Below are 23,415 nucleotides of genomic sequence, written 5' to 3'. Positions count from 1 at the left end.
CGCTGGCAGACAGCCCTTAACGACCGGCTAAGGTTGAGAAAGGCTTGCGGGGATGGGGCGGGGCTTCGGAACGGCCCCGGGCGTGCAAACCCGGTCCCGTTGTGGCACATCCGGCCCATGAATATCGACGGCCGGCCCTATCGCACCATCTTCCCCGATGCCGACGGCGTCAGCGTCCAGGTGATCGACCAGACGCGGCTGCCCTTCGCCTTCGACCTGAAGCGGCTGGCCACCCTCGACGATGCGGCGGTGGCGATCCGCACCATGATCGTGCGCGGCGCCCCGCTGATCGGTGTCACGGCCGCCTACGGGCTGGCGCTGGGCCTGCGCGAGGATGCTTCGACGGAGGGCCTGGAGCGGGCCTGCGCGACGCTCGCCGCCACGCGGCCCACCGCGATCAACCTGCGCTGGGCGCTGGACCGGGTGGCCGCCATCGTCCGTCCCCTCGCGCAGCAGGAGCGATTCGCCCGCGCCTTCGCGGAAGCCGGGCGGATCGCTGAGGAGGATGTGGCGAGCTGCCGGGCGATCGGCGCCCATGGCGGCCGGCTCATCGCCGACATTCATGAGCGGACAGGCCGTCCGGTCACCGTCCTCACCCACTGCAATGCCGGCTGGCTCGCCACCGTCGACTGGGGCACCGCCCTGGCGCCGATCTACGATGCCCACGAGCGCGGCGTGCCGGTGCATGTGCTGGTGGACGAGACGAGGCCCCGCAACCAGGGCGCGGCGCTCACCGCCTTCGAACTCAACGGCCACGGGGTGCCCCATACGGTGATCGCCGACAATGCCGGCGGCCATCTGATGCAGCACGGGCAGGTCGACCTCTGCATCGTCGGCTCGGACCGCACCACCGCCGAGGGCGACGTCTGCAACAAGATCGGCACCTACCTGAAGGCGCTGGCCGCCCGGGACACGGGCGTGCCCTTCTACGCCGCCCTGCCCTTCTCCACGATCGACTGGACCCTGCGGGATGGCGTCGCCGAGATCCCGATCGAGGAGCGCGACGCCCGCGAGGTGACGCACCTCACCGGCCGCACGGCGGAGGGGGGCTTCGCCACGATCGAGGTCGTCTCCCCCGGCAGTCCGGTGGCCAACCCGGCCTTCGACGTGACGCCCTCGCGCCTCGTCACCGGCATCATCACCGAGCGCGGGGTCTGCGAAGCCAGCGCCGAGGGGCTGCTCGGCCTGTACCCAGAGCGCCGCGAGGCCGCCTGACCGGCCCTGCGTCGCCCTATCGCGGGCGACCGTTGCGCCTGCCGGACGTTGCCCGCCGACATCCGGCAGGCTGACGGGCGACGCGAATGGCTGACGATCACGAGACGACCTGGGACGAGTTCAGGCAAGCGGTCAACATGACCCCGGCGGCCCTGCGCAAGCACCTCGACAGCGAGGAGAGCAGGCAAGTCGGCCAGAAGAAGGGCGGTGGGGAGTCCACGGGCCACGCGATGGGCCGCCGCATCCTGGAGATCAAGGACAAGAAGAAGGCCGACCTCACCGACGACGACTACGCGGCGATGAAGAAGGTCGTCGGCTACGTCCACCGCCACCTCAAGCAGGGCGGCGACGCCCGCAAGGACCCCGAGTCACCCTGGCGCCTGTCCCTGATGAACTGGGGCCACGATCCGCACAAGGATTGAGGGAGCTCGCCCCCCATCCGGAGAGTCTGGCCGGAAAGGCATTTCTTGTCCCACCGCGCCCTCATCCTGAGGTGCCGGAGTGCAGCGGAGGCCTCGAAGAAGGGCTTCTGGGATCGCGGAGCCTTCCGGAGCCCTCCGTCGAGGCGGCTGACGCCGCACCTCGGGATGAGGGCGCGGGGCTGGAGCGACGACCTTTACGGCCGGACACTGAGGATAAGGACAGGCACGGAAAAAGCCCGCCCTTCGGCCGGGCATGAGAACGGGGCGCCCCTCCCCGCCCGAAACGCCCCGCGATCAGCGGCGCGGCGGCGTCACGTAGGCCGGGGCGACCACGTAGTCCCGCGGGCGGCGGCGGTCGCCGAGGCGGCCCTCAGAATACTGATCGTGGAAATAGTCGAAGCCGGTGTAGCCGAAGCCGCCGCCGTTCATCACCTGGGCGACCGGCACGGCGGGCCGCTGCAGGTCGGGCCGGGAGGCCGGCGCGACGGGCTGGTTGACCGCGGCGGTGTCGAGGACCGAGAGCGCGTCCGGCGCGGCGAAGACGAAGCCCTCCGGCCGCACCGGGACCGGCACGGACTGGGCCGAGGCGCCGGTGGCCGCCAGGACGGCCGAGACGCCGGTGGCGATCAGCGCCGTATGCAGGATCGAGACGCGCAAGGGAGGCTCCGTCACTGTGGATCGCCGGGTGGCGCCGGCATCCTACCGCAAATCCGCCGGTGGCGGGCGGTGCCCGGTCCGGCGGAGGATTCCGGGGACGACCCGGCCTGTCGGGGTCAGCCGCGCGACTGGAGCACCACCGGCGGGGCGGCCGGAATCGGGCGGCAGCCCGTGGTGAAGGCGTTGAGCGGCAACGGCCGGGACTGGCACGCATAGGCGTCCGCCGGGCCGGGGGCGGGCACGGGATCCCGCGCGATGATGGGATTCGGGGCACAGGCCGCCGCCGCGGAGGTGAGCAGCAGGGCGGCGATGAGTTTCAGACGGCGCATGCGGCTCTCGACACAAGGGGGACCGGAACACCCCCGTGGGAACCCTGCGCAGCCCGGCGGCGCCTGGCAAGCGCCGCCGGACCGGCCCACAACCCTTTCGTGCGCCCTGTCGCCTCGCGGCAACAGGAGATGGGACCGGCCCGGCCGATCGCTCAGCCGACCTTGGCCATCGGCACGACGTTGTGCAGGGACTTGTCCGCCGCGTCGAAGAACCGGCGCAGGTTGCGCGCGGCCTGCCGGATGCGCTGCTCGTTCTCCACGAGGGCGATGCGGACGAAGTCGTCCCCGTGCTCGCCGAAGCCGATGCCGGGGGCGACCGCGACGTCGGACTTCTCCAGCAGCAGCTTCGAGAATTCGAGGCTGCCCAGCGGGCGGTACCGCTCGGGGATCGGCACCCAGGCGAACATCGAGGCGGCCGGGGCCGGGATCTTCCACCCCGCCTTGCCGAACGAATCCACCAGCGCGTCCCGGCGCTTCTTGTAGACGGCCCGCATCTCGTGGATGCAATCGTCCGGCCCGTTCAGCGCGGCGGTGGCCGCCACCTGGATCGGCGTGAAGGCGCCGTAATCGAGGTAAGATTTCACCCGCGTAAGGGCCGCGAGCAGCCGCTCGTTGCCCACCGCGAAGCCCATGCGCCAGCCGGCCATGGAGTAGGTCTTCGACAGGGAGGTGAACTCCACCGTGCAGTCGATGGCGCCCGGCACCTGCAGCACCGAGGGCGGCGGCTCGCCGTCGAAATACACCTCGGCATAGGCGAGGTCGGAGAGCAGGATCAGCTCGTGCTTCTTCGCGAAGGCCACGAGGTCCCGGTAGAAGTCGAGCCCGGCGACGTAGGCGGTCGGGTTCGAGGGGTAGCAGACCACGAGCGCCACCGGCTTCGGGATCGAGTGCTGCATCGCCCGCTCCAGGGCGGGGAACATGGCCGGCGTCGGCTCGGCCGGCACGGAGCGGATCACGCCGCCCGCCATCAGGAAGCCGAAGGCGTGGATCGGGTAGCTCGGGTTCGGCACCAGCACGACATCGCCCGGGGCGGTGATCGCCTGGGCCATGTTGGCGAAACCCTCCTTCGAGCCGAGCGTCGCCACGACCTGCGTGTCGGGGTTGAGCTTCACGCCGAAGCGGCGCTCATAATAGCCGGCCTGGGCCCGGCGCAGGCCGGCGATGCCCTTGGAGGCGGAGTAGCGGTCGGTCCGCGGGCGCCCCGCCGTCTCGGCCAGCTTGGCGATGACGTGCCTGGGCGCGTCGAGGTCCGGGTTGCCCATGCCGAGGTCGATGATGTCGGCGCCGTTAGCTCGGGCCGCGGCCTTGATCCGGTTCACCTGCTCGAACACGTAGGGCGGGAGGCGCTTGATGCGGTGAAAGTCGGTCATCGGCATGTCCATGGGCGCGCCCGCTCCGTCAGGGTCCTCAGGGGCGCGAACCGCCACCTATAGCAGAGGCCGCGGCGTCCGCCGACCCAGAAAAAAGGGCTAGTTGGGCGAGGGCGCGGCCGCCGGGGCGGCGGGGGCCATGCCCTTCGCCACGCCCTTGGCGGCGCTCTCGGCGGCATGGCCCCGGGCGGTGTTGCGGCCGCGGGCCTGCTCCAGTTCCGTCTCCAGGGCCTTCTGGCCCTCCTCCGACCGGGGGCGGCTCGGGCGGCGCGGCGCATCGACACCCACCGGCATGTAACCCGGCGCCTCCTTGGGGCGGGAACTTGTCACGAAGTCGGGCGCCTCCACCTTCGGAGGGCCGTAACCGGAATTGGTCGCGAGGGTGCGCACCGCATCGCCGGAGCAGGCCGCGAGGGACCCACCCAGGGGAATCAGCACGAGGCTCGGCAGCAGGCAGCGGCGCAGGGCGACCGTCATCCGAAGGCACTCCCGCGCACGGTCGACCCGCCCGCGCGCGTTGTAGGTACGCGATGAGAACATGGGTCCGATGTTGCGGGGAAACCCGCCCCGGGGTGGCGAAACCTCCGGCTCGCTCCTTAATGTGACGGAAACGAGGCTCGCCGTCAGCAGCGGGCAGCCATGAACAGGGAGGCCAGCTTTGACGAGCCCGCAGCAGAGGCAAGCGAGGACGGACGCCGCCCCACGCGAGGCCGCGCCGACGGAGACGGCACCCGCCGCCCTCGACATCGAGGCGATGTCCCGCAACGCCGGCCAGCTCGTCGAGGCGCTGGGCAGGAGCGCCGCGCGCTACCTCAAGCCCGAAGGCGCGCCCGGCCCCTCGACGGAGGTCGGCGAGATGGTGCGCACCCTCGGGCGCGTGGCCGAAGCCTGGCTCTCCGACCCCAACCGCACCCTGGAGGCGCAGACGCGCCTGTCCCAGGAATTCGTGAACCTGTGGGGCTCGACCTACCTGAAGCTTCAGGGCCAGCCCGCCGCCCCGGTGGCCGCCCCGGAGAAGCGCGACACCCGCTTCGCCCATCCCGACTGGTCGGAAAACCCGTATTTCGACTTCCTGAAGCAGGGCTACCTGATCGCCACCCGGTGGGCGGAGGACCTCGTGGAGGAGGCCGACGGGATCGACGACCACACGCGGCACAAGGCGCAGTTCTACCTGCGCCAGGTGACCAGCATGCTCTCGCCGTCGAACTTCCTGGCGACGAACCCGGAGCTGATCCGCCACACGCTGGCGGAGAACGGCGCCAACCTCGTCCGCGGCCTCAAGATGTACGAGGAGGACATGGAGGCCGGCGGTGGGGCGCTGCGCGTCCGCCAGACCGACCCGAGCGGCTTCGAGGTCGGCCGCAACATCGCGGTGTCGCCCGGCGAGGTGGTGTTCCGCAACGACCTGATCGAGCTCATCCAGTACGCGCCGACGACGGAGACGGTGTTCAAACGCCCCCTCCTGATCGTGCCCCCGTGGATCAACAAGTTCTACATCCTCGATCTCAACCCGCAGAAGAGCTTCATCAAGTGGATGGTGGAGCAGGGCCTGACGGTGTTCTGCATCTCGTGGGTGAACCCGGACGAGCGCCACGCCGACAAGGACTTCGAGTCCTACATGAACGAGGGGATCGAGGCGGCGATCGACGCCATCGCCGCCGCCACCGGCGAGAACGAGGTCGCCGCCGCGGGCTACTGCGTCGGCGGCACGCTGCTCGCCGTCACCCTGGCGATGCAGGCCGCCACCGGCCGCCGCCGGATCGCCAGCGCGACCCTGCTGACCACGCAGGTCGACTTCACCCATGCGGGCGACCTGAAGGTGTTCGCGGACGAGGAGCAGATCAGGCAGGTCGAGGACCGGATGCAGGAGCGCGGCTACCTGGAGGGCGCGCGCATGGCCAACGCCTTCAACATGCTGCGGCCGAACGACCTGATCTGGCCCTACGTCGTCAACAACTACATCAAGGGCAAGGCGCCCTCGGCCTTCGACCTGCTGTACTGGAACTCGGACGCCACGCGGATGCCGGCGGCCAACCACTCCTACTACCTGCGTAACTGCTACCTGGAGAACAACCTCGCCAAGGGGAAGATGGTGCTCGGCAACGTGCGCCTCGACCTGAAGCGGGTGAAGGTGCCGGTCTTCAACCTCGCCACCCGCGAGGATCACATCGCCCCCGCCGTCTCCGTCTACAAGGGGTCCAAGCGGTTCGGCGGCCCGGTCGATTACGTGATGGCCGGCTCCGGCCATATCGCCGGCGTCGTGAACCCGCCCGCCAAGCCGAAATACGGTTTCTGGACCGGGGGACCGGTGAAGGGAAAGTTCGAGGAGTGGGTCGCCGCCGCGACCGAGCATCCGGGCTCGTGGTGGCCGTACTGGCTCAACTGGCTGGAATCGCAGGCGCCCGAGCGGGTGCCGGCCCGCGTGCCCGGCGGCGGCGCCCTGCCCTCCCTCGGCCCGGCGCCGGGGACCTACGTGCGGATGCGCTCTTGAGCGTCGTGAGGCGCGGCGAGGCGTGACACCCTCGCCGCCGTCGCGAGCGCCAGCGAAGCAAGGACGGAAGCCCGTCGCGGGCCGCCGAACCCCTCCCCCATTCCCCGCCGGGCCGCTAGGATGCGCGCTGTGAACGGGCCCCTCGAAAGGTTGCACGATGAAGCTGATCCGCCACGGCGCACCCGGTGACGAGAAACCCGGCCTGGTGGATGCCAAGGGCGGCTACCGCAACCTGTCGCACCTCGTGCGGGACATCACCGGCCCGGCGCTGTCGCCCGAATCCCTTGCCCGGCTGAAGCTCGTCGATCCCGAGACCCTACCCCTGCTGCCGCCGGACACGCGGCTCGGCCCCTGCGTCGGCGGCACGCGCAACGTGGTGGCCATCGGCCTCAACTATGCCGACCACGCCGCCGAGACCGGCTCGCCCATCCCCTCCGAGCCGATCGTGTTCAACAAGGCCCCCTCCAGCCTGTGCGGGCCGAACGACACCGTGATCCTGCCCAAGGGTTCCTCCTGCACCGACTGGGAGGTGGAGCTGGCTATCGTGATCGGCCGCCCGGCGAGCTACGTCCACGCCAACGAGGCGCTCGACTACGTGGCAGGCGCCTGCATCTGCAACGACGTCTCCGAGCGGGACTGGCAGATGAACCGCGGGCCGACCTGGACCAAGGGCAAGAGCGCCCCGACCTTCGGGCCCCTCGGCCCGTGGCTCGTGACCCTCGACGAGATCAAGGACCTGAAGGCCCTGGCCATGAGTCTCGACCTGAACGGCGAGCGCGTCCAGACCGGCTCGACGGCGACCATGATCTTCGACGTGCCGCAGATCGTGGCCTATTGCTCGCACTTCATGCTGCTGGAGCCCGGCGACGTCATCACCACCGGCACGCCCCCAGGCGTCGGCCTGGGCATGAAGCCGCCGCGCTACCTCAAGGAGGGCGACGAGATGGTCCTGCGCATCGAGGGCCTGGGCGAGCAGCGCCAGAAGGTCATCGCCTTCGACGCCTGGACGGCGCAGGCGGCGGCCCGGGCGTAAGGGACGGGCTTCAAAGCCCTTCCTCCCCTCAACCGTCCTCATCCTGAGAGCCTGCCCGGCAAGGTCCGGGCGGCCCGTGAAGCCCTCCGCTCGCAATGACAGAGAGGCGGGGCTTGATTTTTTCCGGCCAAGCCCGGCAAGAAAAGCCATGAGCGACGCCGCCATGCCCCCCCGAGACGACATCCGCCACGACTGGACCGTCGAGGAGATCCGCGCGATCCACGACGGGCCGCTGATGGACCTCGTATTCCGCGCGGCGACGATCCACCGCCGCTACAACGACCCCGCCGACATCCAGCGGGCCTCCCTGCTGTCGATCAAGACCGGCGGCTGCCCGGAGGATTGCGGCTACTGCTCGCAATCCGCCCATCACAAGGAGACCGGCCTCGCCCGCCAGCGGCTGATGCCGGTGGAGACCGTGCTGAACGAGGCCGCCGCCGCCAAGGCCGCCGGGGCTACCCGCTTCTGCATGGGCGCCGCGTGGCGCCAGCCGAAGGATGGGCCGGAATTCGACGCCGTGCTCTCCATGGTGCGCGGCGTGCGCAGTCTCGGCATGGAGGCCTGCGTCACCCTCGGGATGCTCACCGACAGCCAGGCCGGGCGCCTCGCCGAGGCTGGGCTCACCGCCTACAACCACAACCTCGATACCGGCCCCGGCTACTACGACAAGGTCGTCTCGACCCGGACCTACGAGGACCGGCTGGCGACCCTGGACCGGGTGCGCGCGGCCGGCATCGGCGTGTGCTGCGGCGGCATCATCGGGCTCGGCGAGGAGATCCACGACCGGGCGGCGATGCTGCACGTCCTCGCCAACCACGCCCCCCACCCGGAGAGCGTGCCGATCAACGCGCTGGCCCCCGTCGCGGGCACCCCGCTCGGCGACGCGGCCGCGCCGGTCGATCCCTTCGAGATGGTGCGCATGTGCGCCACCGCCCGCATCGTGATGCCCCGCTCGCGGGTGCGCCTCAGCGCCGGCCGCCGGGCCCTGAGCCGCGAGGCGCAGACCCTGTGCTTCCTCGCCGGGGCGAACTCGATCTTCTACGGCGACCGCCTGCTCACCACCGCCAACCCCGCCGAGGACGCGGACGTGGCCCTGCTGGCCGAACTCGGCGTGCCCGTGGCCGAGCCGGTCCTGGCGGCGGCAGAGTAAGACGGGGATCCCAAAGGGCGAGCCCTTTGGTGGGGTCCAGGAGCAAGGCCCCTGGGTCCCTGCAAAGGCTCCCCCCGCGCCCGTCAAAGGACGCGTCCTTTGGACACCTCCTACGCCGCCGGCAGCACGATGCGGAAGCGGGTGCCGATGGCCGTCTCGTCGAGGGTGAGGGTCCCGCCGTTCATCTGAACGAGTTCCGCCGCGATCGGCAGGCCGAGGCCCGTGCCGCCCGCCTTGCCCGAGCCCTGGAAGGGCGAGAACAGGTTGTCCCGTGCCCGCGGCGGCAGGCCGGGGCCGTTGTCGGAGACGAGGATCGTCACCTTCTCCTCCGGCCCCGCCCGCGCGCTCACCTGCACCACGCCCTCGGGCACCTGCGCCCCGTCGAGGGCCTGGACGGCGTTGCGCACGAGGTTGGCGAGCGCCCTCGACAGCTGCTCGCCGTCGGCGAGGACCGACAACCCCCTCGCCTCCGTCTCGACCCGCACCGGATGGCTCGCCAGCGCCGCCGTGTCGGCGAGGTCGGTGAAGACCGGTTGCAGCGGCGTCGGGGCGAGGGCGGGCTCCGGCTCCGTCGCCCGGCCATAGGCCAGCGTGCCCTCGCAGAAGCGGATCGCCCGCGCCAGGGTGCCGACGAGGAGCGGCGCGATGCGCTGCACCGAGGGGTCGGCGGTGGCCTCCAGCCTGTCGCCGAGCAGTTGCGCGCCCGTGAGGAGGTTGCGCAACTCGTGGCTGATCTTGCTGACGGCGAGGCCGAGTTCGGCGAGGCGCCGCTTCTGCCGGAGCTGGTCGGCGAGCGCCCGCTGCATCCGCGCCAGCGCCTCCTCCGCCTGCCCGATCTCGTCGGTGCGGCCCGTGGGCGTGATGATCCGCCCGGCATCCTCAGGCGCGTCCGCGAAGGCGGTGACGTTGGTGGCGAGCCGCCGGACCGGCCGCACGATCAGCACCTGCAGCACCACGAAGACCAGCCCGGCCGCGACGGCGGCGATGATCAGCGAGGAGACGGCGAGCCGCAGGGCATAGTCGATCATCGCCGTGCGCAGGGGTGCCTCGTCGAGGAGGATCTCGACCTGCGAGAATCCCGCCTTGCCCCGGCCGGTGACGCGGATCGGCTCCGAGACCGGCGCCACCAGGGTGCGCCACGCGCCCCGCAGGGCGTTCCACGTGCTGGTCTGGGCGAGGTCCACGGTGTCGGCCACGGCCTCGGGCGTGGGCTCGATCGCCAGGAGGCGCTGCACGCCGTTGCCGCGCACGGCGATGGCCCTGGCGTTCACCCCCGCGAGCAGGCGGCTCTCCAGAGCCTCCGAGACGGGCTCGACGCTGCGGCCGTCGAGGACGAGGGCGGCCACCTGTGCGGCAGCCAGGCGGTCGTCCATCCATTCGAGGCGGTAGTTCGCGACCGCGGGCACGAAGGTCAGCACCTCCGCCACCACCACGAAGGCGACCGTGACGAGGAACAGCCGCCCGGACAGGCCGAGACCCCGGAGCCGGGGCGCGGCCGTCCGCGCAGCCGTGTCCGGCGCCCCGCGAACCACTCCGACCGTCCTGTCGGTCACGACGCTCACCCGACTCGCTCTCCCCCTCCAACTCCGGCACCGCCTCGGCTGGCTTCAGCCCGCACGCGGGGCGGGTTGGCCCGGTGCCGTCGGCATAACCCCGGTCGATAGCCCAAGGGGATAGGCAGCGTCGAGGGTCGTGGACGGCACCCGGCGATCAATCCACCCCCGGTGCATCCCGGCGCAGGCGGCGCCCGAGGGCGAGGCTGAGGACCGCGAAGGCTCCGAGCGCCCCGAGGGCGGCGAGCGCCTTCGGCGTGAGGAGGGCGGAGGGCGAGAGGGCGCGGCTGCACGCGGCCCCGCCGTCCGCCTCGCAGACGGCGCGGGCCGCCTCGTGGGCGGCGACCACGTCCTCCAGTCCGGCGCCGGCGGTCGCGTAGACAAGGGCCCCCGGCAGGAGACCGAGGAAGGTGGCGGCCACGAAGGTCCGCAGGCGAACGCCGCAGGCGGCCGGGACGAGGTTCGTCACCGCGAAGGGAAACAGCGGCACCACCCGGAAGGTCGCGATGACGCCGAAGGCGTTCCGCCGGAGGGCGGCGGCGAACCGGTCGAGCCGTGCGCCCCCGAAGCGCCGGACCAAGTCCGCCCCCGGCCCACGGCCCACGGAGAAAACCAGCGCGCCCCCCGTCGTCGCCGCGCAGACGGCGAGCAGCGCCCCCGGCACGACGCCGAACAGGAAGCCGCAGATCATCGTCAGAATGAGGGTCGCCGGCAGCGAGACGATCACCGCCGCGAGGTAGACGAGGAAGGCCGCCGCCATCGCCCGGAGCATGCCCTCCTCCACGAAGGCGCGCAGCCACGCCCGGGAGGCGAGGAGCCGCTCCATGCTGAACAGGTGCGCCGCCCCCGAGGCGAAGGCCGCCACGGTAATCGTGGCCAGGAGGAGGAAGGGCAGCCAGCGCCGGACGCGCCGCCACCGGCTCTCCGGGGGCGCCGCCGCGCTCACCCGGCCTTGCGCATCCGCAGGATCTTGAAGAAGCCGCCGGGGAAGGTCGGCTTCAGCCCCTGGACCTCGACGCCGTTACGCCGGGCCCAGGCCTCGATCCGCGCGGCCTTGAAGTCCGAGGACCAGCCGATCTTGGTACAGAGGGGCGCGACCACCTCCTCCACCTTGGCCAGCGGCCCCGAATCCTGCCCGAAATGGTTGGCGAGCACGATGCCGCCGCCCGGCCGCACCACCCGCAGGAACTCGGAGAGTGCCGCCTCAGGGTCCGGCACGAGGGTGATGAGGAACTGCGCCACCACCGCGTCGAAGCTCGCATCGGCATAGCCGAGGTGACAGACGTCCATCACCTGCAGGCCGCGCACGTGCGACAGGCCCTTGCGGTGAACCTTGCCGCGGGCGCGCTTCAGCATGTCCTCGGACAGGTCGACCCCGCAGACGAAGCTGCCCTTGGGGTAGTAGCCCAGCGCCAGCCCGGTGCCGACGCCGGCCTCTAGGATGCGCGGTCCGTGGACCGAGGCCGCCTCCACCGCCGCCCGCGCGGCGGGCTCGGTGAGCTTGTCGTAGACCACGTCGTAGACGGGGGCCCAGCGGGCATAGGCCTTGCGCATCAGGGCCGTGCTCGGCCCGGCCACCTGCGGCTCACTCAACATGGCTGTGGGATGGTCCTGGAAGGGGGGAAGGGAGTTCGATGCTCGGGCCGCACGCCTTGCGCGGCACCCAGCTTACCTAGGCCGCCCCGCGCGGCAAGGAACACGCGAACGCGAAGGAACACGCGAACGCTAGGCGGCTTCGGGGGGCCGGGCCGACAACGCGTCGATGCGCCGGATGGTGCCGCCGCCGAGCACCCGCGACCGGGGGTCGTCGTCCTCGTAGATGACGCAGGCCTGACCAGGGGACACACCATCCTCAGCCTCTGCGAGGACCACCTCCGCGCCGTCGGCGTCGAGGGTGAGCAGGGCCGGACGCGGCGGGCGGGTGGAGCGCACGCGCACCGCCACCGGGAGGTCGCGGACGGCCCCGCGCGCGCCGTCGCCGAGCCAGTTCAACCCGTCGAGGCGGATCCGGCTCGTGGCGAGGGCGGAGCGGGGACCCACGACCACCCGGGCGGTGGCGGGTTCGAGCCGCACCACGTAGAGCGGCTCGCGGCCCGACAGACCGAGGCCCCGGCGCTGGCCGACCGTGTAGTGCAGGATCCCCTCGTGGCGGCCCAGGGACCGGCCCGCGAGGTCCACGATCTCCCCCGGCCTCGCGGCATCCGGGCGGAGCCGCGCGATCACGTCGCTGTAGCGGCCCTGCGGCACGAAGCAGATGTCCTGGCTGTCCGGCTTCTCGGAGATGGCGAGGCCGAGGTCGCGGGCCAGCGCCCGCGTCTCGTCCTTGCCCATTTCGCCGAGGGGGAAGCGCAGGAAGGCGAGCTGCTCCGGGGTCGTCGCGTACAGGAAGTAGCTCTGGTCGCGGGCGGGGTCCTTCGCCCGGTGCAGGGCGCGGCCACCGCCGGGAAGCGGGCGGCTGGCGACGTAGTGCCCGGTGGCGAGCGCGTCGGCGCCGAGTTCCCTGGCGAGGCCGAGGAGATCCCGGAACTTCACCGTGCGATTGCACTCGACGCAGGGAATCGGGGTCTCCCCCGCGAGGTAGCTCTCGGCGAACTTGTCGATCACCGCGTCGCGGAACCGGTCCTCGTAGTCGAGGACGTAATGGGGGATGCCGAGGTGGTCGGCGGCGGCGCGGGCGTCGTTGATGTCCTGGCCGGCGCAGCAGGCGCCCCGGCGGTGCGTCGCCGCGCCGTGATCGTAGAGCTGCAGGGTCACGCCGACCACGTCGAACCCCTGGCGCTTCAGGAGGCCGGCGACCACGCTGGAATCGACGCCGCCGGACATGGCGACGACGACGCGCGTCTGGTGGGGAGGGTTCGGAAGGTCGAGGGCGTTCATCGCGGGCAGCGTCGGGCGGCCTGGGCCAAGCGACCGGGATCGGGGCCGCCGGGACCGGCGCGCCTGTCTATAGCGGTTGCGGGCCGCAGTGGAAACCGTCACCCGGCAGATCCTGCCGGGGGCACGGCAGGATCCGCCCGCCGCGATCCCCGCGACCGCAGCCTACGAGCGAAAAACACATTTACTTACATATACTTGATTCATGCTCCGCCGTGGCTTGTCCCTTGCTCCCCTCGAAGCCGAGGAGCGCTCGCATGGCTTTCGGCGGCACGGATCAGGTGAAGACGGCGGCGTGGAGCGCGCGCAGCCTGCTGGCGGATGCGCCGCGCGGGACCGTTGCGGCGCGGCCGCGCTTCGACGCCATGCTGTCCCAGGCGAAGGACACCCGGCCCCCGCCCGCGGCCGCCGCCGATAGGCGCCCGGTCGCCGATCAGCGGGCGGAGCAGCGGGCGATGGACCAGAGGGCCACGGAGCAGCGGGCGAGCGCGACCGCCGCCCGCCGCGACGACGCCCGTGACCGCACCACGGCCGTGCGCACATCCCGCGAAAGGCCCGAGCGGCCGGAGAGAAAGGCCGACGACCGCGCCGGCACGGCGGCCCGCGAGGACGCCCGTGCCGATGGCGGTACCGCGCCCGCCAAGACCGATGCTGCCGAGACCGATTCCACCAGGACCGATCCCGCCAAGCCCGATCCCGCCAAGACCGATCCCACCAAGACGGGAGCGCAGGCGAGCCAGGACACGGCCTCCACGGGCGCGGACGCCCGGACCGGCGCCGCCGGGAGTAGCCAGGAGAAGGGCGGGCAGGATCGCGTCGCGCCGAGGGAAGCGGGCCCGGGCGGGCCGGGCGCCGGCACAGCCGCCGCGGCCGGGGACGCACAGGCAGCCGATGCGCAGACCGTGGCCGGACCGAGTGGGCCCGGCGCGCCCTCCTCCGGCAAGGCCGACTCCGCCGAGCGCGACACGGTCAAGGCCGACGAGACCGGGACCGGCGAGGCGAAGACGATGGAGGCGGGCCAGACGGCGCTCGTTCCGGTGGCGGCCCCCGTTCCCCCGCCCCCGCCCGCCGCGCCGACGCCCGTCGCCGGGGAAGCCGGGCCGGGCGCGGCCCCGGCGGGTGGCCCGCAGGCCGTCGGATCGACGGGGCAAGGCGGCGGAAGGGGCGCGGCGGTCCCCGTCGCGGAGACCCAGGATAAGGCGGAAACCGACGGCACGCAGGCCACCGGCACGAAGGCCGACGGCACGGCCGGGACCGGCGGTTCCGGCCCGGCGAAGTGGTTCCTCTCTGCCCTGACCGCCGCCGATCCGGGCCTCGCCGCGCCCACGGGCGGCGGTGCGGGCGCGCCCTCGCCCACCCCCGCCGCCACGACACCCGCCGCCGGGACCGCTGCCGCGACGGCCGCGCAGGCGGCGACCGCCGCCCCCGCGACCGGCCCCGCCGCGCCGCCGATCCCCCTCGGGCAGGTGCCGATGACGATCGGCCTGCGGGCCCTCGCCGGATCCAGCGAGTTCCAGATCCGCCTCGATCCGGCGGAACTCGGCCGGATCGAGGTCAAGCTCGCCATCGACAAGGCCAAGGGCACGGTGGCGACCCATCTCACGGTGGACCGGCCCGACACCCTGGCCCTGCTCCAGCGCGACGCGGGCCAGTTGCAGCAGGCCCTCGCCCAGGCGGGGCTCGATCCGGGCGCAAGCGGCATCAACCTGTCCCTGCGCGGCGACGGCGGCCAGCAGGCGGGCGGCCGTGGCGGCGGCGCCGGCGGCGAGCCGGGCGCCGGCTCGCCCTGGTCCACGGACCGGATGGAGGCCGTCCAGGATCCGATCCCCACCCAGAGGCTGCGCGGCTACGGCGGCCTCGACATCCGAATCTGACCCGGAGCCTCCGGCCCCGCCCCACGCCTTCAGGAGACGACACCCATGACCGCAGGCATCTCGAGTCTCGTAACCAGTTCCGCCTCCTCGTCCACGCAGACGGGCACGGCCTCGAGCGCCTCCGGCCTCGCGAACAACTTCAACCAGTTCCTGACGCTGCTCACCACGCAGTTGAAGAACCAGAACCCCCTCGACCCGATGGACACCAACCAGTTCACCCAGCAGCTGGTGCAGTTCGCCGGCGTCGAGCAGCAGTTGAAGACCAACGACCGCCTCGACACGATCCTCAGCGCCTCGCAGGCGGCGAGCACCGCCTCCGCCACGAGCTACATCGGCAAGACCATCACCACCGACGGCGCCTCGACGCAGCTCGCCGACGGGTCGGCGACCTGGACCCTCGATCCCGCCCGCGCGGCGGCGAAGGCGGTGGTCACGATCAGCGATTCGAAGGGCAACGTGGTCGCCTCGCAGACCACGACCCTGGCGGCAGGGAGCCAAGCCTTCACCTGGAACGGCAAGACCTCGGCCGGGCTCAACGCGCCGGCCGGCACCTACTCCATCAAGGTGGCGGCCACGGACGCCACGGGGTCGAGCGTCGCCGTCGACACGAGCGTGACCGGGCTGGTGAGCGAGGTCGACCTCTCGGGCGGCACGCCGGTGCTTCTCGTGGGCTCCCAGCGGGTGCCCCTCTCCAGCGTCCAGCAGATAGGGTTGTCCACAAGTGGTTCGTAACGAATCACATTCGACGGTTCGGCTTCACCATCTTTTAGGCGGGCGCAAGTAGCTTCCATCCTCGACGGGTTAGTCGAGTGTAGAGCGTATCATGACCGAACCCCACCGCCCGAGAGTCAAGTATGTGATCGGGCCCGACGGCAGTCCCCTGACGATCGCGGACCTGCCGCCGCCGACCACCCGGCGCTGGGTCATCCGGCGCAAGGCGGAAGTCGTGGCGGCCGTGCGCGGCGGCCTTCTCAGCCTGGAAGAGGCGTGCAAGCGCTACACCCTGACCACCGAGGAATTCCTCAGCTGGCAGTTCTCTATCGACCAGCACGGCCTCGCCGGCCTGCGGACGACGCGGATCCAGCACTACCGGCACTGACGCCGTCCCCGTCGCCCCGAGCGAAGCGAAGCGATCCGGGACGGCGCCGCGGCCCGAGGCGCCTCCCATCCCTGGATGGCTTCGCTCCGCTCGCACGGACGGCCACCGCCCCCCAAAAGCCGCGTCCGGTCACAGCCGGGGGCGGCTTTCGCGTTCAGCAACTCCAATCAGAAGTGGTGTCATTAACGGGTCGCTAACCACAAACCGGGCAATTTCTGCCGAGCGGCCCATCCCCGGTCCGCCCGCGTTTCGAGCGTCTCAATCCGTGAAGCCGATCCTCGACCTCGTCACGAAGCTCGGCCCCGCTCGGCTCGCGGCGATGGCGGCCGTCACGCTGACCCTCATCGGATTCTTCGCCTTCATCATCCTGCGCGTCTCGCGGCCGGACATGGGCGTGCTCTTCTCCGACCTGACGATGCAGGATTCGGCGGCCGTGATCCGCGAGCTCGACGCGCGGGGCCTGCGCTACGAGACCCGGGGCGATGCCGGACAGACCATCCTGGCGCCGCGGGGCGACCTCGCGAAGCTGCGCATGGACCTCGCAGGCAAGGGGCTGCCGGTGCAGGGCGGCGTCGGCTACGAGATCTTCGACAAGGGAGACGCGTTCTCCTCCACGAACTTCGTGCAGAACGTGAACCACCTGCGGGCGCTGGAGGGCGAGCTCGCCCGCTCGATTCGCGCCATCGGCCGGGTGCAGGCGGCCCGCGTCCACCTCGTCCTGCCGGAACGGCGCCTGTTCGAGCGCGACCGGGAGACCCCCTCGGCGGCGATCGTCCTGAAGCTGACGGGCGATCTCGATCCCGGCCAGGTCCGGGCGATCCGCCACCTCGCCGCTTCGGCGGTGCAGGGACTTCGGCCGGACCGGGTCTCCATCGTGGACGAGCGCGGACGCCTCCTGGCCGACGGCGCCAAGGGCGAGAACCAGGAGGACGCGGCGGCCCAGGAGGACCGGCAGGTCGGCCTGGAGAAGCGCCTGCGCGCCCAGGTCGAGGACGTGGTGGCCGGCATCGTCGGCCCCGGCCGGGCGCGGGTGCAGGTCAACGCCGAGCTCGACCTGAAGCGCATCGAGAGCCGCTCCGAGACCTTCGACCCCGAGAGCCGGGTGGTGCGCTCCAGCCAGACCCGGACGGAATCCTCCCTCACCGGCGGCGCCGAGGGACAGACCACGGTGGGCAACGAGCTGCCGGGTGCCACCGGCGGCGACAAGCCGCCGACCCAGAAGGATTCCACCAACAAGAACGAGGAGACCACGAACTACGAGATCTCTCGCGTCACCAAGACCGAGGTCGCCGAGGGCGGCCGGATCAAGCGGCTCTCGGTGGCGGTGGTGGTCGACGGCGTCTACGCGCCGGGGCCGGACGGCAAGCCCGTCTACAGCCCGCGCCAGCCCGCCGAGATCGAGCGGATCGCGGCCCTGGTGCGCAGCGCGGTCGGCTTCGACAAGGCCCGTGGCGACCAGATCGAGGTGGTGAACCTGCGCTTGGCGGAGAGCCCGGTCGGGCCGCAGGCGATGGACGAGCCGGGGCTGATCCAGTCCCTCCTGTCGCCCTCCAAGGACGACGTGATGCGGATGGTCGAGCTGTCCGTGCTCTCCCTCCTGACCCTGATCGTGCTGCTGACCGTGGTGCGGCCCCTCGTCCGCCAGATGCTCGCGCCCGTGGCCGCCGAGGCGGGCGGCGCGGGAAAGTCCATCGGTGACGTCCTGCCCGCGGGCACGACGATCACCCTGTCCGCCCCCGGCGGCGGCGGGACGATCGTGGTCGACCCCAACAACCCGACCGCCAAGCTGATGGAATTCGCGAAGATCAACGGTCAGGTGCAGGCGGAGACGGTGCAGCGGGTGATCGACATGGTGCGCGCGAGCCCGTCCGAGACGGTCGAGGTGCTGCGCGCCTGGATCAACGAAGAGTAGCCGGGAGCGCGAGGACGGGCGATGGCGGCGGGAATCGACACGCAGGATCTAGCGGCAGGCGCCAGCGCCGGGTCCCTGGCGTCCCTGCCCGGGCCGCAGCGGGCGGCGGCTCTGCTCTTGATGCTCGGCGAGGCCGAGGGCGCGCCGATCTGGCAGGCCCTGGAGGAGGAGGAGGTCAAGAAGGTCAGCCACGCGATGGTGCAGCTCGGCGCCCTGGAGGCGCCGACCGTCGAGAAGCTCATCATCGAGTTCGTGACGAAGCTCGGCAACAGCGGCGGCATCTCGGCCAACTTCGAGCGGACCGAGGCGCTGCTCCTCAAGATCTTCCCCTCCGAGCAGGTCTCCCTGATCATGGCGGAGATCAAGGGGGCGTCGGGCAAGCGGGTCTGGGCCTCCATCGCCCAGGTGGACCCCGAGATCCTGGCCTCGTTCCTGCGCAACGAGTACCCGCAGACCGTGGCGGTGGTGCTCTCGCGGGTGCGGGCCGACTACGCCGCCAAGGTGCTGACCATCCTGCCCGAGGATTTCGCCATCGACGTCCTGAACCGGATGCTGCGGATGGAGACCGTGCAGAAGGAGGCCCTGCGCCACATCGAGGAGACGCTGCGCGTCGAATTCGTCTCCACCATCGCGCAGACCCAGCGCCGGGACGCGCACGAGCTGATGGCGGACGTGTTCAACGCCTTCGACCGCCAGACGGAAGGGCGCTTCCTCGCCGCCCTCGACCAGGCCAACCGCGGCTCCGCCAAGCGGATCCGCGAGCTGATGTTCACCTTCGAGGATCTGCTCAAGCTCGATCCGGGCAGCGTCCAGACCCTCATGCAGCGGATCGAAACCGACACGCTGTGCCGCGCCCTCAAGGGCGCCAACGAGCGCACCCGATCCTTCTTCATGGCCCAGATGTCCACCCGCGCCGCCAAGAACCTCACCGACGAGATGCAGGCGCTCGGCCCCGTTCGCCTCAAGGAGGTGGACGAGGCGCAGGCCAAGATGACCGAGACCGCCAAGGAACTCGCCGAGAAGGGTGAGATCATGATCGCCAAGAACAGCGCCGAGGAGGAGCTGGTCTATTGAACGCCTCGTCCCGCACCACGCCGTTCCTGTTCGATACGGATTTCCGCAAGCCCCGTCCGAGCCCGGAGGCGCAGCGCGCCGCCGAGGAGGCGGCCCAGGCCGAGCAGGCCGCCCATGCCCGTGGCCTCCAGGACGGCCGCATGCAGGCCGAGGCGCAGGTCCAGGCGCGGCTCGCCGACGCCATGACCCGCCTCGCCCTCGCCGCCGCCGGGCTGCTCGCCGCCGCCGACGCGCGGGAGGCCGAGCGCGAGGCCCAGGCCGCCGAGGTCGCCGTCCTGATCGCCCGCAAGGTCGCGGCCGACGCCCTCGCCGCCGAGCCGCTGGCCGGGATCGGCGAGGCCGCCCGCTCCGCGCTCCAGCACCTGCGCGGGGTGCCGCATCTGGTCGTGCGGGTCCACGAAACCCTGGTCGAGGACGCCGAGGCGCTGGTGAAGCGCCTCGCCCGCGAGCGCGGCTACGAGGGCCGCCTCGTGGTGCTGGGCGATCCCGACACGGCGCCCGGCGACGCCCGGATCGAGTGGGCCGACGGCGGCGTCGTGCGCGAGCGCGCCCGCATCGAGGCCGCCGTCGCGCAGGCCCTCGGCCTTCCCTCCCTCGACTGAGGCCCGGCATCCCCATGTCCGACGATTTCAGCCTGCCCCAGCTCGGCGACACCGACGGCGACTTCGCCCCCGATTCGATCCGCGACGGGCCGACCACTCCGAAGTCCGCCGCCGACCTCGAACAGCTGTTCGACGTGCCGGTGATGGTCTCGGCGGTGCTGGGCGCCGCCCGGATGCCGATCGGCGACCTGCTGCGGCTCGGGCCTGGCACCGTCCTCGAACTCGACCGCAGGGTCGGCGAGGCCATCGACATCTACGTCAACAACCGCTTGGTCGCCCGCGGCGAGGTGGTCCTCGTGGAGGACCGCCTGGGCGTGACGATGACCGAGATCGTCAAGGGCGAATGAGCCCCGTGAGTTTTCCCTTCCCCTTGCGGGGAGGGGAGGCGGCCGGCCTTTCGACGCTTCGGATCTAGCGCAAGGAATACACTCATGCGGCTGCTGATAATCGGGCGGCTCAACGGCGAGCTGATCACCGCCTCCAAGATCGCCATGTCCCGCGGCGCCTCGGTGACGCAGGCGGACGGCGTGCCCCAGGGCCTCAACGTCCTGCGGGCCAAGGGCGCGGACCTCGTCATGATCGATGTCGCCCAGCCGATCGCCGGGCTGATCGGCGCCTTGGAATCGGAGCGTATCCGCACGCCGGTCGTCGCCTGCGGCGTCGCCGCCGACGCGAACGCCGCCGTCGCCGCGATCCGAGCCGGCGCCCGGGACTACATCCCCCTGCCGCCCGACCCGGAACTGATCGCCGCCGTGATCGAGGCGGTGGCCGCCGACCGCAACCCCTTCGTATGGCGCGACCCGGCCATGGAGCGGGTGGTGAAGCTCGCCGAGCAGGTCGCCCGGTCGGAAGCCTCCGTGCTGATCACCGGCGAGAGCGGCACCGGCAAGGAGGTGCTGGCCCGCTACCTCCACGCCCGCTCGAACCGGGCGGCCAAGCCCTTCGTCTCGGTGAACTGCGCCGCGATTCCCGAGGCGCTGCTCGAATCCGAGCTGTTCGGCCACGAGAAGGGCGCCTTCACCGGGGCCATCGCCCGGCGCATCGGCCGGTTCGAGGAAGCGAACGGCGGCACGCTGCTCCTCGACGAGATCTCCGAGATGGACGTGCGCCTCCAGGCCAAGCTCCTGCGGGCCTTGCAGGAACGGGTCATCGACCGGGTCGGCGGCACCGCGCCGGTGAAGGTCGATATCCGCGTGCTGGCCACCTCGAACCGCAACCTCGCGGAGGAGGTGCGCAAGGGGACGTTCCGGGAGGATCTGCTCTACCGGCTGAACGTCGTGTCCCTGCGCCTGCCCGCCCTGCGGGAGCGGCCCGCCGACATTCTGGAACTCGCCGGCCATTTCGCCCGGCGCTACGCCGAATCGAACGGCCTGCCCGAGCGGCCGCTCTCGGCGGCGGCCCAGGCGCTGATGCTGAAGAGCCCGTGGCGCGGCAACGTGCGCGAGTTGGAGAACACCCTGCACCGGGCCGTCCTCCTCGCCACGGGGGCCGAGATCGGCCCGGAGGCGATCCTCAGCCCCGAGGGCGAGACCCTGGCGCCGGAAGGCCCGGCGGCGCGGGCGGCCCAGGCGGCCGAGGCCGTGACGCGCGGCCTCGTCGGCCGGACGGTGGCCCAGGTCGAGTGCGACCTGATCCTCGACACCCTCGACCATTGCCTGGGCAACCGCACCCACGCAGCCAAGATCCTCGGCATCTCGATCCGCACCCTGCGCAACAAGCTCAACGAGTACGTGGCGGCGGGCCTCGACGTGGCGGAGCCGGGCGGCGCCCGGGTGGGCGCGGCGATCGGATGACCGGGATCACACGCCGCCCCGTCTCTGCGAGCGTGAGCCGAAGCAATCCAGGGCAGCGGGAGCTGACCGACCGTGGCGGATCCCTGGTGTGCTTCGCTCACGCCCGCACGGACGGTCGAGCAGGCGCCCCGGATCGAACCGAAACGCCCTAACGCCGCCGGGAGCCCTGGGCCTTGTGCTCCACGGACTGGGCGGCGAAGGCCGCCTCGAGCTTGCGTAGGGCCTCGAAGCGGGAGAGGTCGCCCTCGATGTCCCGGATCGTCTCCTCGACGAGGTGGCGGCGCAGGGCGGCGCGGGGATCGTCGGAACTGAATCCGTCCCGCTCCTGCAGCCGCGCGACCGCATCGCGGACCATCGTATAGACGGCCTCCCGCTCCTCCCGCGGCATTGCGGGGGTGATCGCCTTCGCGATGAGAGCCGTGAAATCCGACATGGAGGGATGACGGGGACCGGGACCATAGAAATCGTCCGTCCCGTCTACCGCAGGTGGAGGGCCGGAGGAAATCGTGGCCTCAGCTGCGCTGATCCTGAATGCCGGCCTTCACCAGGGTGAAGGAGCTCCAGACCACGAGGAAGCAGAACAGCGTCACGAAGATGGTCTGGGCCCGTTCGGGATAGAGCGATTCCGTCGGCAGGACCGGCGGCTCGAAGGTGGCCAGGAAGATGTGCTGCTTGGCGGCGGCGATCCGGGCGCGGTCGAACAGGATGTGGGCCGATTCCTCGAGCTTCTCGGCGATGGTGCGCTCGACGAGCAGACCCTCGTAGGCGAGGAGGGCGTCGGTGAGGTTCTGCTGACCGTCGCCGGCGGCGTTGCTGGTCATCTCGTCCTGCAGCAGCTTCATCTGCTGGTCGAGGGAGGCGACCTGCGTCGCCAGCATCTGAATGGAGCGGGAGCGCTCGTCGAGGGTGGAGCCCCGGAGGACCTGGAGGTCGGCCTCCAGCTTCAGCTTGTCCTTGCGGAGCGTGACCAGGGTGGTCAGCGTCCCCTCGGCCGACTTGATCGGATCGATCAGGCCGAAGCGGTTGCGGAAGGTCTGGAGGGCGAGGTGGGCCTTGCGCAGGCGCTCCTGGGCGACCGAGGCGTCGGCCTGGGCCTGGGCGACCATGTCGGCCTGGGCGCGGCGCGAGATCCCGTTGATCAGCACCTCGGTCCGCTTCACCACCTCGCGGGCGATGAGGAGCGCGTCCTCGGGCGTGAAGGCCCGCACCCCGAGGCGGATGATGCCCGAGATGGCGTCGATATCGACCGAGACGTGCTTGTTCCAGTACTTCGTCAGCTCCTCGATCGGCTCGGACGGGTTGAACCTCGCGTAGAAGTCCGCCTCCTTGCGCGAGAAGATCTTCGAAAGATGGATGTCCCTCTCCAGATCCTGCACCAGGGTCTGGCTCTGGATGTAGTTGCGGACGATGTAGCTGTCCTGGCTGTTGTGCTTCTGGATCAGGCTCGTGAACTGGCCGAGGCCGACGCTCTCCATCGGCTCGACGTTGCCGCGGACCGTGAACTGCGCGGAGGCGGTGTACTGGTCGGAGGCGAAGCCCAGGAGGTAGATCGCCACCACCGCCGTCGGCAGGAGGACGAACAGACCGATCCGGCGCATCAGGTGGCCGGCATAGCTCCCGGTCTCCTCGAAGGGGACGGGCCGCAGGCCGGGCAGGCGCCGCCAGTCGAGGCGCGACCCCGCCGAGCGGAGGAGCGCCAGGGTGCCGCGCTTCTCGGGAATGGGCCGGATCGTCTCCGCCTCGCGGCGGAGTTCGGCCATCGTCGGCTGGACATACGCGACGAGTTCGCCCTCGCGCGTGTCCTCCTTGACGTCGTCCAAGCTCATTCCGCCAACTTTTCCCGAATCCGCGCCGGTCCCGCTCCCGCGAAGGCCGGGCCGCAACTCGACCCCTGCGCCCACCGGGAATCCCGTTCTTTTCGGCCCTTTTTAAGGCACCGCTTCCGGCGTTGCGCGGCGCCTGACGGG

23 protein-coding genes are annotated in these 23,415 nt (G+C 71.4%); 13 read left to right on the top strand and 10 right to left on the bottom strand.

Annotated features, from left to right (window positions below; genetic code table 11):
* The first annotated feature begins 117 nt into the window (after positions 1–117).
* The gene (mtnA, locus tag MFF06_RS12235) at positions 118–1,215 is read left to right on the top strand and encodes an S-methyl-5-thioribose-1-phosphate isomerase (RefSeq protein ID WP_238204144.1); all 1,098 of its coding nucleotides are present in this window, start codon (positions 118–120) and stop codon (positions 1,213–1,215) included.
* Between the two features lie 86 nt (positions 1,216–1,301).
* Complete coding sequence (locus MFF06_RS12230) at positions 1,302–1,637, top strand: DUF3140 domain-containing protein (RefSeq protein ID WP_238204142.1); 336 nt, start codon at positions 1,302–1,304, stop codon at positions 1,635–1,637.
* Between the two features lie 294 nt (positions 1,638–1,931).
* Here MFF06_RS12230 and MFF06_RS12225 read toward each other — a convergent pair whose 3' ends face one another.
* The 4 genes from MFF06_RS12225 to MFF06_RS12210 all read right to left on the bottom strand — a co-directional run bounded on the left by MFF06_RS12225 (position 1,932) and on the right by MFF06_RS12210 (position 4,470).
* Positions 1,932–2,294 carry a hypothetical protein gene (locus MFF06_RS12225; protein ID WP_238204140.1) on the bottom strand — a complete coding sequence of 121 codons (363 nt, stop codon included), beginning with the start codon at positions 2,292–2,294 and terminating at the stop codon, positions 1,932–1,934.
* A gap of 116 nt (positions 2,295–2,410) precedes the next feature.
* On the bottom strand, positions 2,411–2,623 hold the full coding sequence (locus tag MFF06_RS12220) for a hypothetical protein (protein ID WP_238204138.1): 213 nt from the start codon (positions 2,621–2,623) through the stop codon (positions 2,411–2,413).
* A gap of 152 nt (positions 2,624–2,775) precedes the next feature.
* Entirely contained in the window at positions 2,776–3,993 is a 1,218-nt protein-coding gene (locus tag MFF06_RS12215; protein ID WP_238204136.1) for an LL-diaminopimelate aminotransferase, read from the bottom strand.
* A 99-nt stretch (positions 3,994–4,092) separates the two neighbouring features.
* Positions 4,093–4,470, bottom strand: coding sequence for a hypothetical protein (locus MFF06_RS12210; protein WP_238204134.1), 378 nt, complete (start codon positions 4,468–4,470; stop codon positions 4,093–4,095).
* Positions 4,471–4,747: 277 nt separating this feature from the next.
* Here MFF06_RS12210 and MFF06_RS12205 point away from each other — a divergent pair, with 277 nt between their 5' ends.
* From MFF06_RS12205 to bioB, 3 genes are all read left to right on the top strand, one after another.
* Positions 4,748–6,484, top strand: a complete 1,737-nt coding sequence (locus MFF06_RS12205; protein ID WP_238204458.1) for a PHA/PHB synthase family protein — start codon at positions 4,748–4,750, stop codon at positions 6,482–6,484.
* Between the two features lie 157 nt (positions 6,485–6,641).
* A complete protein-coding gene (locus MFF06_RS12200) occupies positions 6,642–7,517 on the top strand; it encodes a fumarylacetoacetate hydrolase family protein (RefSeq protein ID WP_238204132.1) in 876 nt (291 codons plus the stop codon).
* A gap of 148 nt (positions 7,518–7,665) precedes the next feature.
* Positions 7,666–8,667, top strand: a complete 1,002-nt coding sequence (bioB, locus tag MFF06_RS12195) for a biotin synthase BioB (protein WP_238204130.1) — start codon at positions 7,666–7,668, stop codon at positions 8,665–8,667.
* Positions 8,668–8,777: 110 nt separating this feature from the next.
* Here the strand turns inward: bioB and MFF06_RS12190 are convergent, their stop codons facing one another.
* The 4 genes from MFF06_RS12190 to mnmA form a co-directional block, all read right to left on the bottom strand.
* Complete coding sequence (locus MFF06_RS12190; protein WP_370876525.1) at positions 8,778–10,229, bottom strand: sensor histidine kinase; 1,452 nt, start codon at positions 10,227–10,229, stop codon at positions 8,778–8,780.
* Between the two features lie 148 nt (positions 10,230–10,377).
* Positions 10,378–11,166 (bottom strand): TVP38/TMEM64 family protein, encoded by a 789-nt coding sequence (locus MFF06_RS12185; protein ID WP_238204128.1) that lies wholly within the window; start codon positions 11,164–11,166, stop codon positions 10,378–10,380.
* On the bottom strand, positions 11,163–11,816 hold the full coding sequence (locus MFF06_RS12180; RefSeq protein ID WP_238204126.1) for a class I SAM-dependent methyltransferase: 654 nt from the start codon (positions 11,814–11,816) through the stop codon (positions 11,163–11,165). The genes MFF06_RS12185 and MFF06_RS12180 overlap by 4 nt, the downstream gene beginning before the upstream one ends.
* A 129-nt stretch (positions 11,817–11,945) precedes the next feature.
* Positions 11,946–13,097: a tRNA 2-thiouridine(34) synthase MnmA gene (gene mnmA, locus MFF06_RS12175; RefSeq protein ID WP_238204124.1), complete on the bottom strand. Its 1,152-nt coding sequence runs from the start codon at positions 13,095–13,097 to the stop codon at positions 11,946–11,948.
* Between the two features lie 254 nt (positions 13,098–13,351).
* On the opposite strand from mnmA, the gene MFF06_RS12170 reads away from it, so the two are divergent.
* The 8 genes from MFF06_RS12170 (at position 13,352) to flbD (ending at position 21,448) form a co-directional block, all read left to right on the top strand.
* Positions 13,352–14,968 carry a flagellar hook-length control protein FliK gene (locus tag MFF06_RS12170; protein WP_238204123.1) on the top strand — a complete coding sequence of 539 codons (1,617 nt, stop codon included), beginning with the start codon at positions 13,352–13,354 and terminating at the stop codon, positions 14,966–14,968.
* 45 nt (positions 14,969–15,013) lie between these two features.
* Positions 15,014–15,700, top strand: a complete 687-nt coding sequence (locus tag MFF06_RS12165) for a flagellar hook assembly protein FlgD (RefSeq protein ID WP_238204122.1) — start codon at positions 15,014–15,016, stop codon at positions 15,698–15,700.
* A 91-nt stretch (positions 15,701–15,791) separates the two neighbouring features.
* Positions 15,792–16,067: a CtrA inhibitor SciP gene (gene sciP, locus MFF06_RS12160; RefSeq protein ID WP_238204121.1), complete on the top strand. Its 276-nt coding sequence runs from the start codon at positions 15,792–15,794 to the stop codon at positions 16,065–16,067.
* Positions 16,068–16,332: 265 nt separating this feature from the next.
* The gene (gene fliF / locus MFF06_RS12155) at positions 16,333–17,979 is read left to right on the top strand and encodes a flagellar basal-body MS-ring/collar protein FliF (protein ID WP_238204120.1); all 1,647 of its coding nucleotides are present in this window, start codon (positions 16,333–16,335) and stop codon (positions 17,977–17,979) included.
* Positions 17,980–18,000: 21 nt separating this feature from the next.
* Positions 18,001–19,053: a flagellar motor switch protein FliG gene (locus tag MFF06_RS12150; RefSeq protein ID WP_238204119.1), complete on the top strand. Its 1,053-nt coding sequence runs from the start codon at positions 18,001–18,003 to the stop codon at positions 19,051–19,053.
* Positions 19,050–19,655: a FliH/SctL family protein gene (locus MFF06_RS12145; RefSeq protein ID WP_238204117.1), complete on the top strand. Its 606-nt coding sequence runs from the start codon at positions 19,050–19,052 to the stop codon at positions 19,653–19,655. Before MFF06_RS12150 ends, MFF06_RS12145 begins: the two co-directional genes overlap by 4 nt.
* A 14-nt stretch (positions 19,656–19,669) precedes the next feature.
* Positions 19,670–20,002, top strand: coding sequence for a flagellar motor switch protein FliN (gene fliN / locus MFF06_RS12140; RefSeq protein WP_238204115.1), 333 nt, complete (start codon positions 19,670–19,672; stop codon positions 20,000–20,002).
* Between the two features lie 84 nt (positions 20,003–20,086).
* Complete coding sequence (gene flbD, locus MFF06_RS12135; protein WP_238204113.1) at positions 20,087–21,448, top strand: sigma-54-dependent transcriptional regulator FlbD; 1,362 nt, start codon at positions 20,087–20,089, stop codon at positions 21,446–21,448.
* A gap of 148 nt (positions 21,449–21,596) precedes the next feature.
* Here the strand turns inward: flbD and MFF06_RS12130 are convergent, their stop codons facing one another.
* The gene (locus MFF06_RS12130; protein WP_238204111.1) at positions 21,597–21,881 is read right to left on the bottom strand and encodes a hypothetical protein; all 285 of its coding nucleotides are present in this window, start codon (positions 21,879–21,881) and stop codon (positions 21,597–21,599) included.
* Between the two features lie 79 nt (positions 21,882–21,960).
* Complete coding sequence (locus tag MFF06_RS12125; protein ID WP_238204103.1) at positions 21,961–23,274, bottom strand: KpsE/RkpR family capsule polysaccharide export protein; 1,314 nt, start codon at positions 23,272–23,274, stop codon at positions 21,961–21,963.
* Between the last annotated feature and the right edge of the window lie 141 nt (positions 23,275–23,415).

Origin of the sequence: Methylobacterium aerolatum (assembly GCF_022179085.1) — a bacterium.
Classification (GTDB): Bacteria; Pseudomonadota; Alphaproteobacteria; order Rhizobiales; family Beijerinckiaceae; genus Methylobacterium; species Methylobacterium aerolatum.
This window is presented reverse-complemented; position numbering and strand designations above follow the sequence as displayed.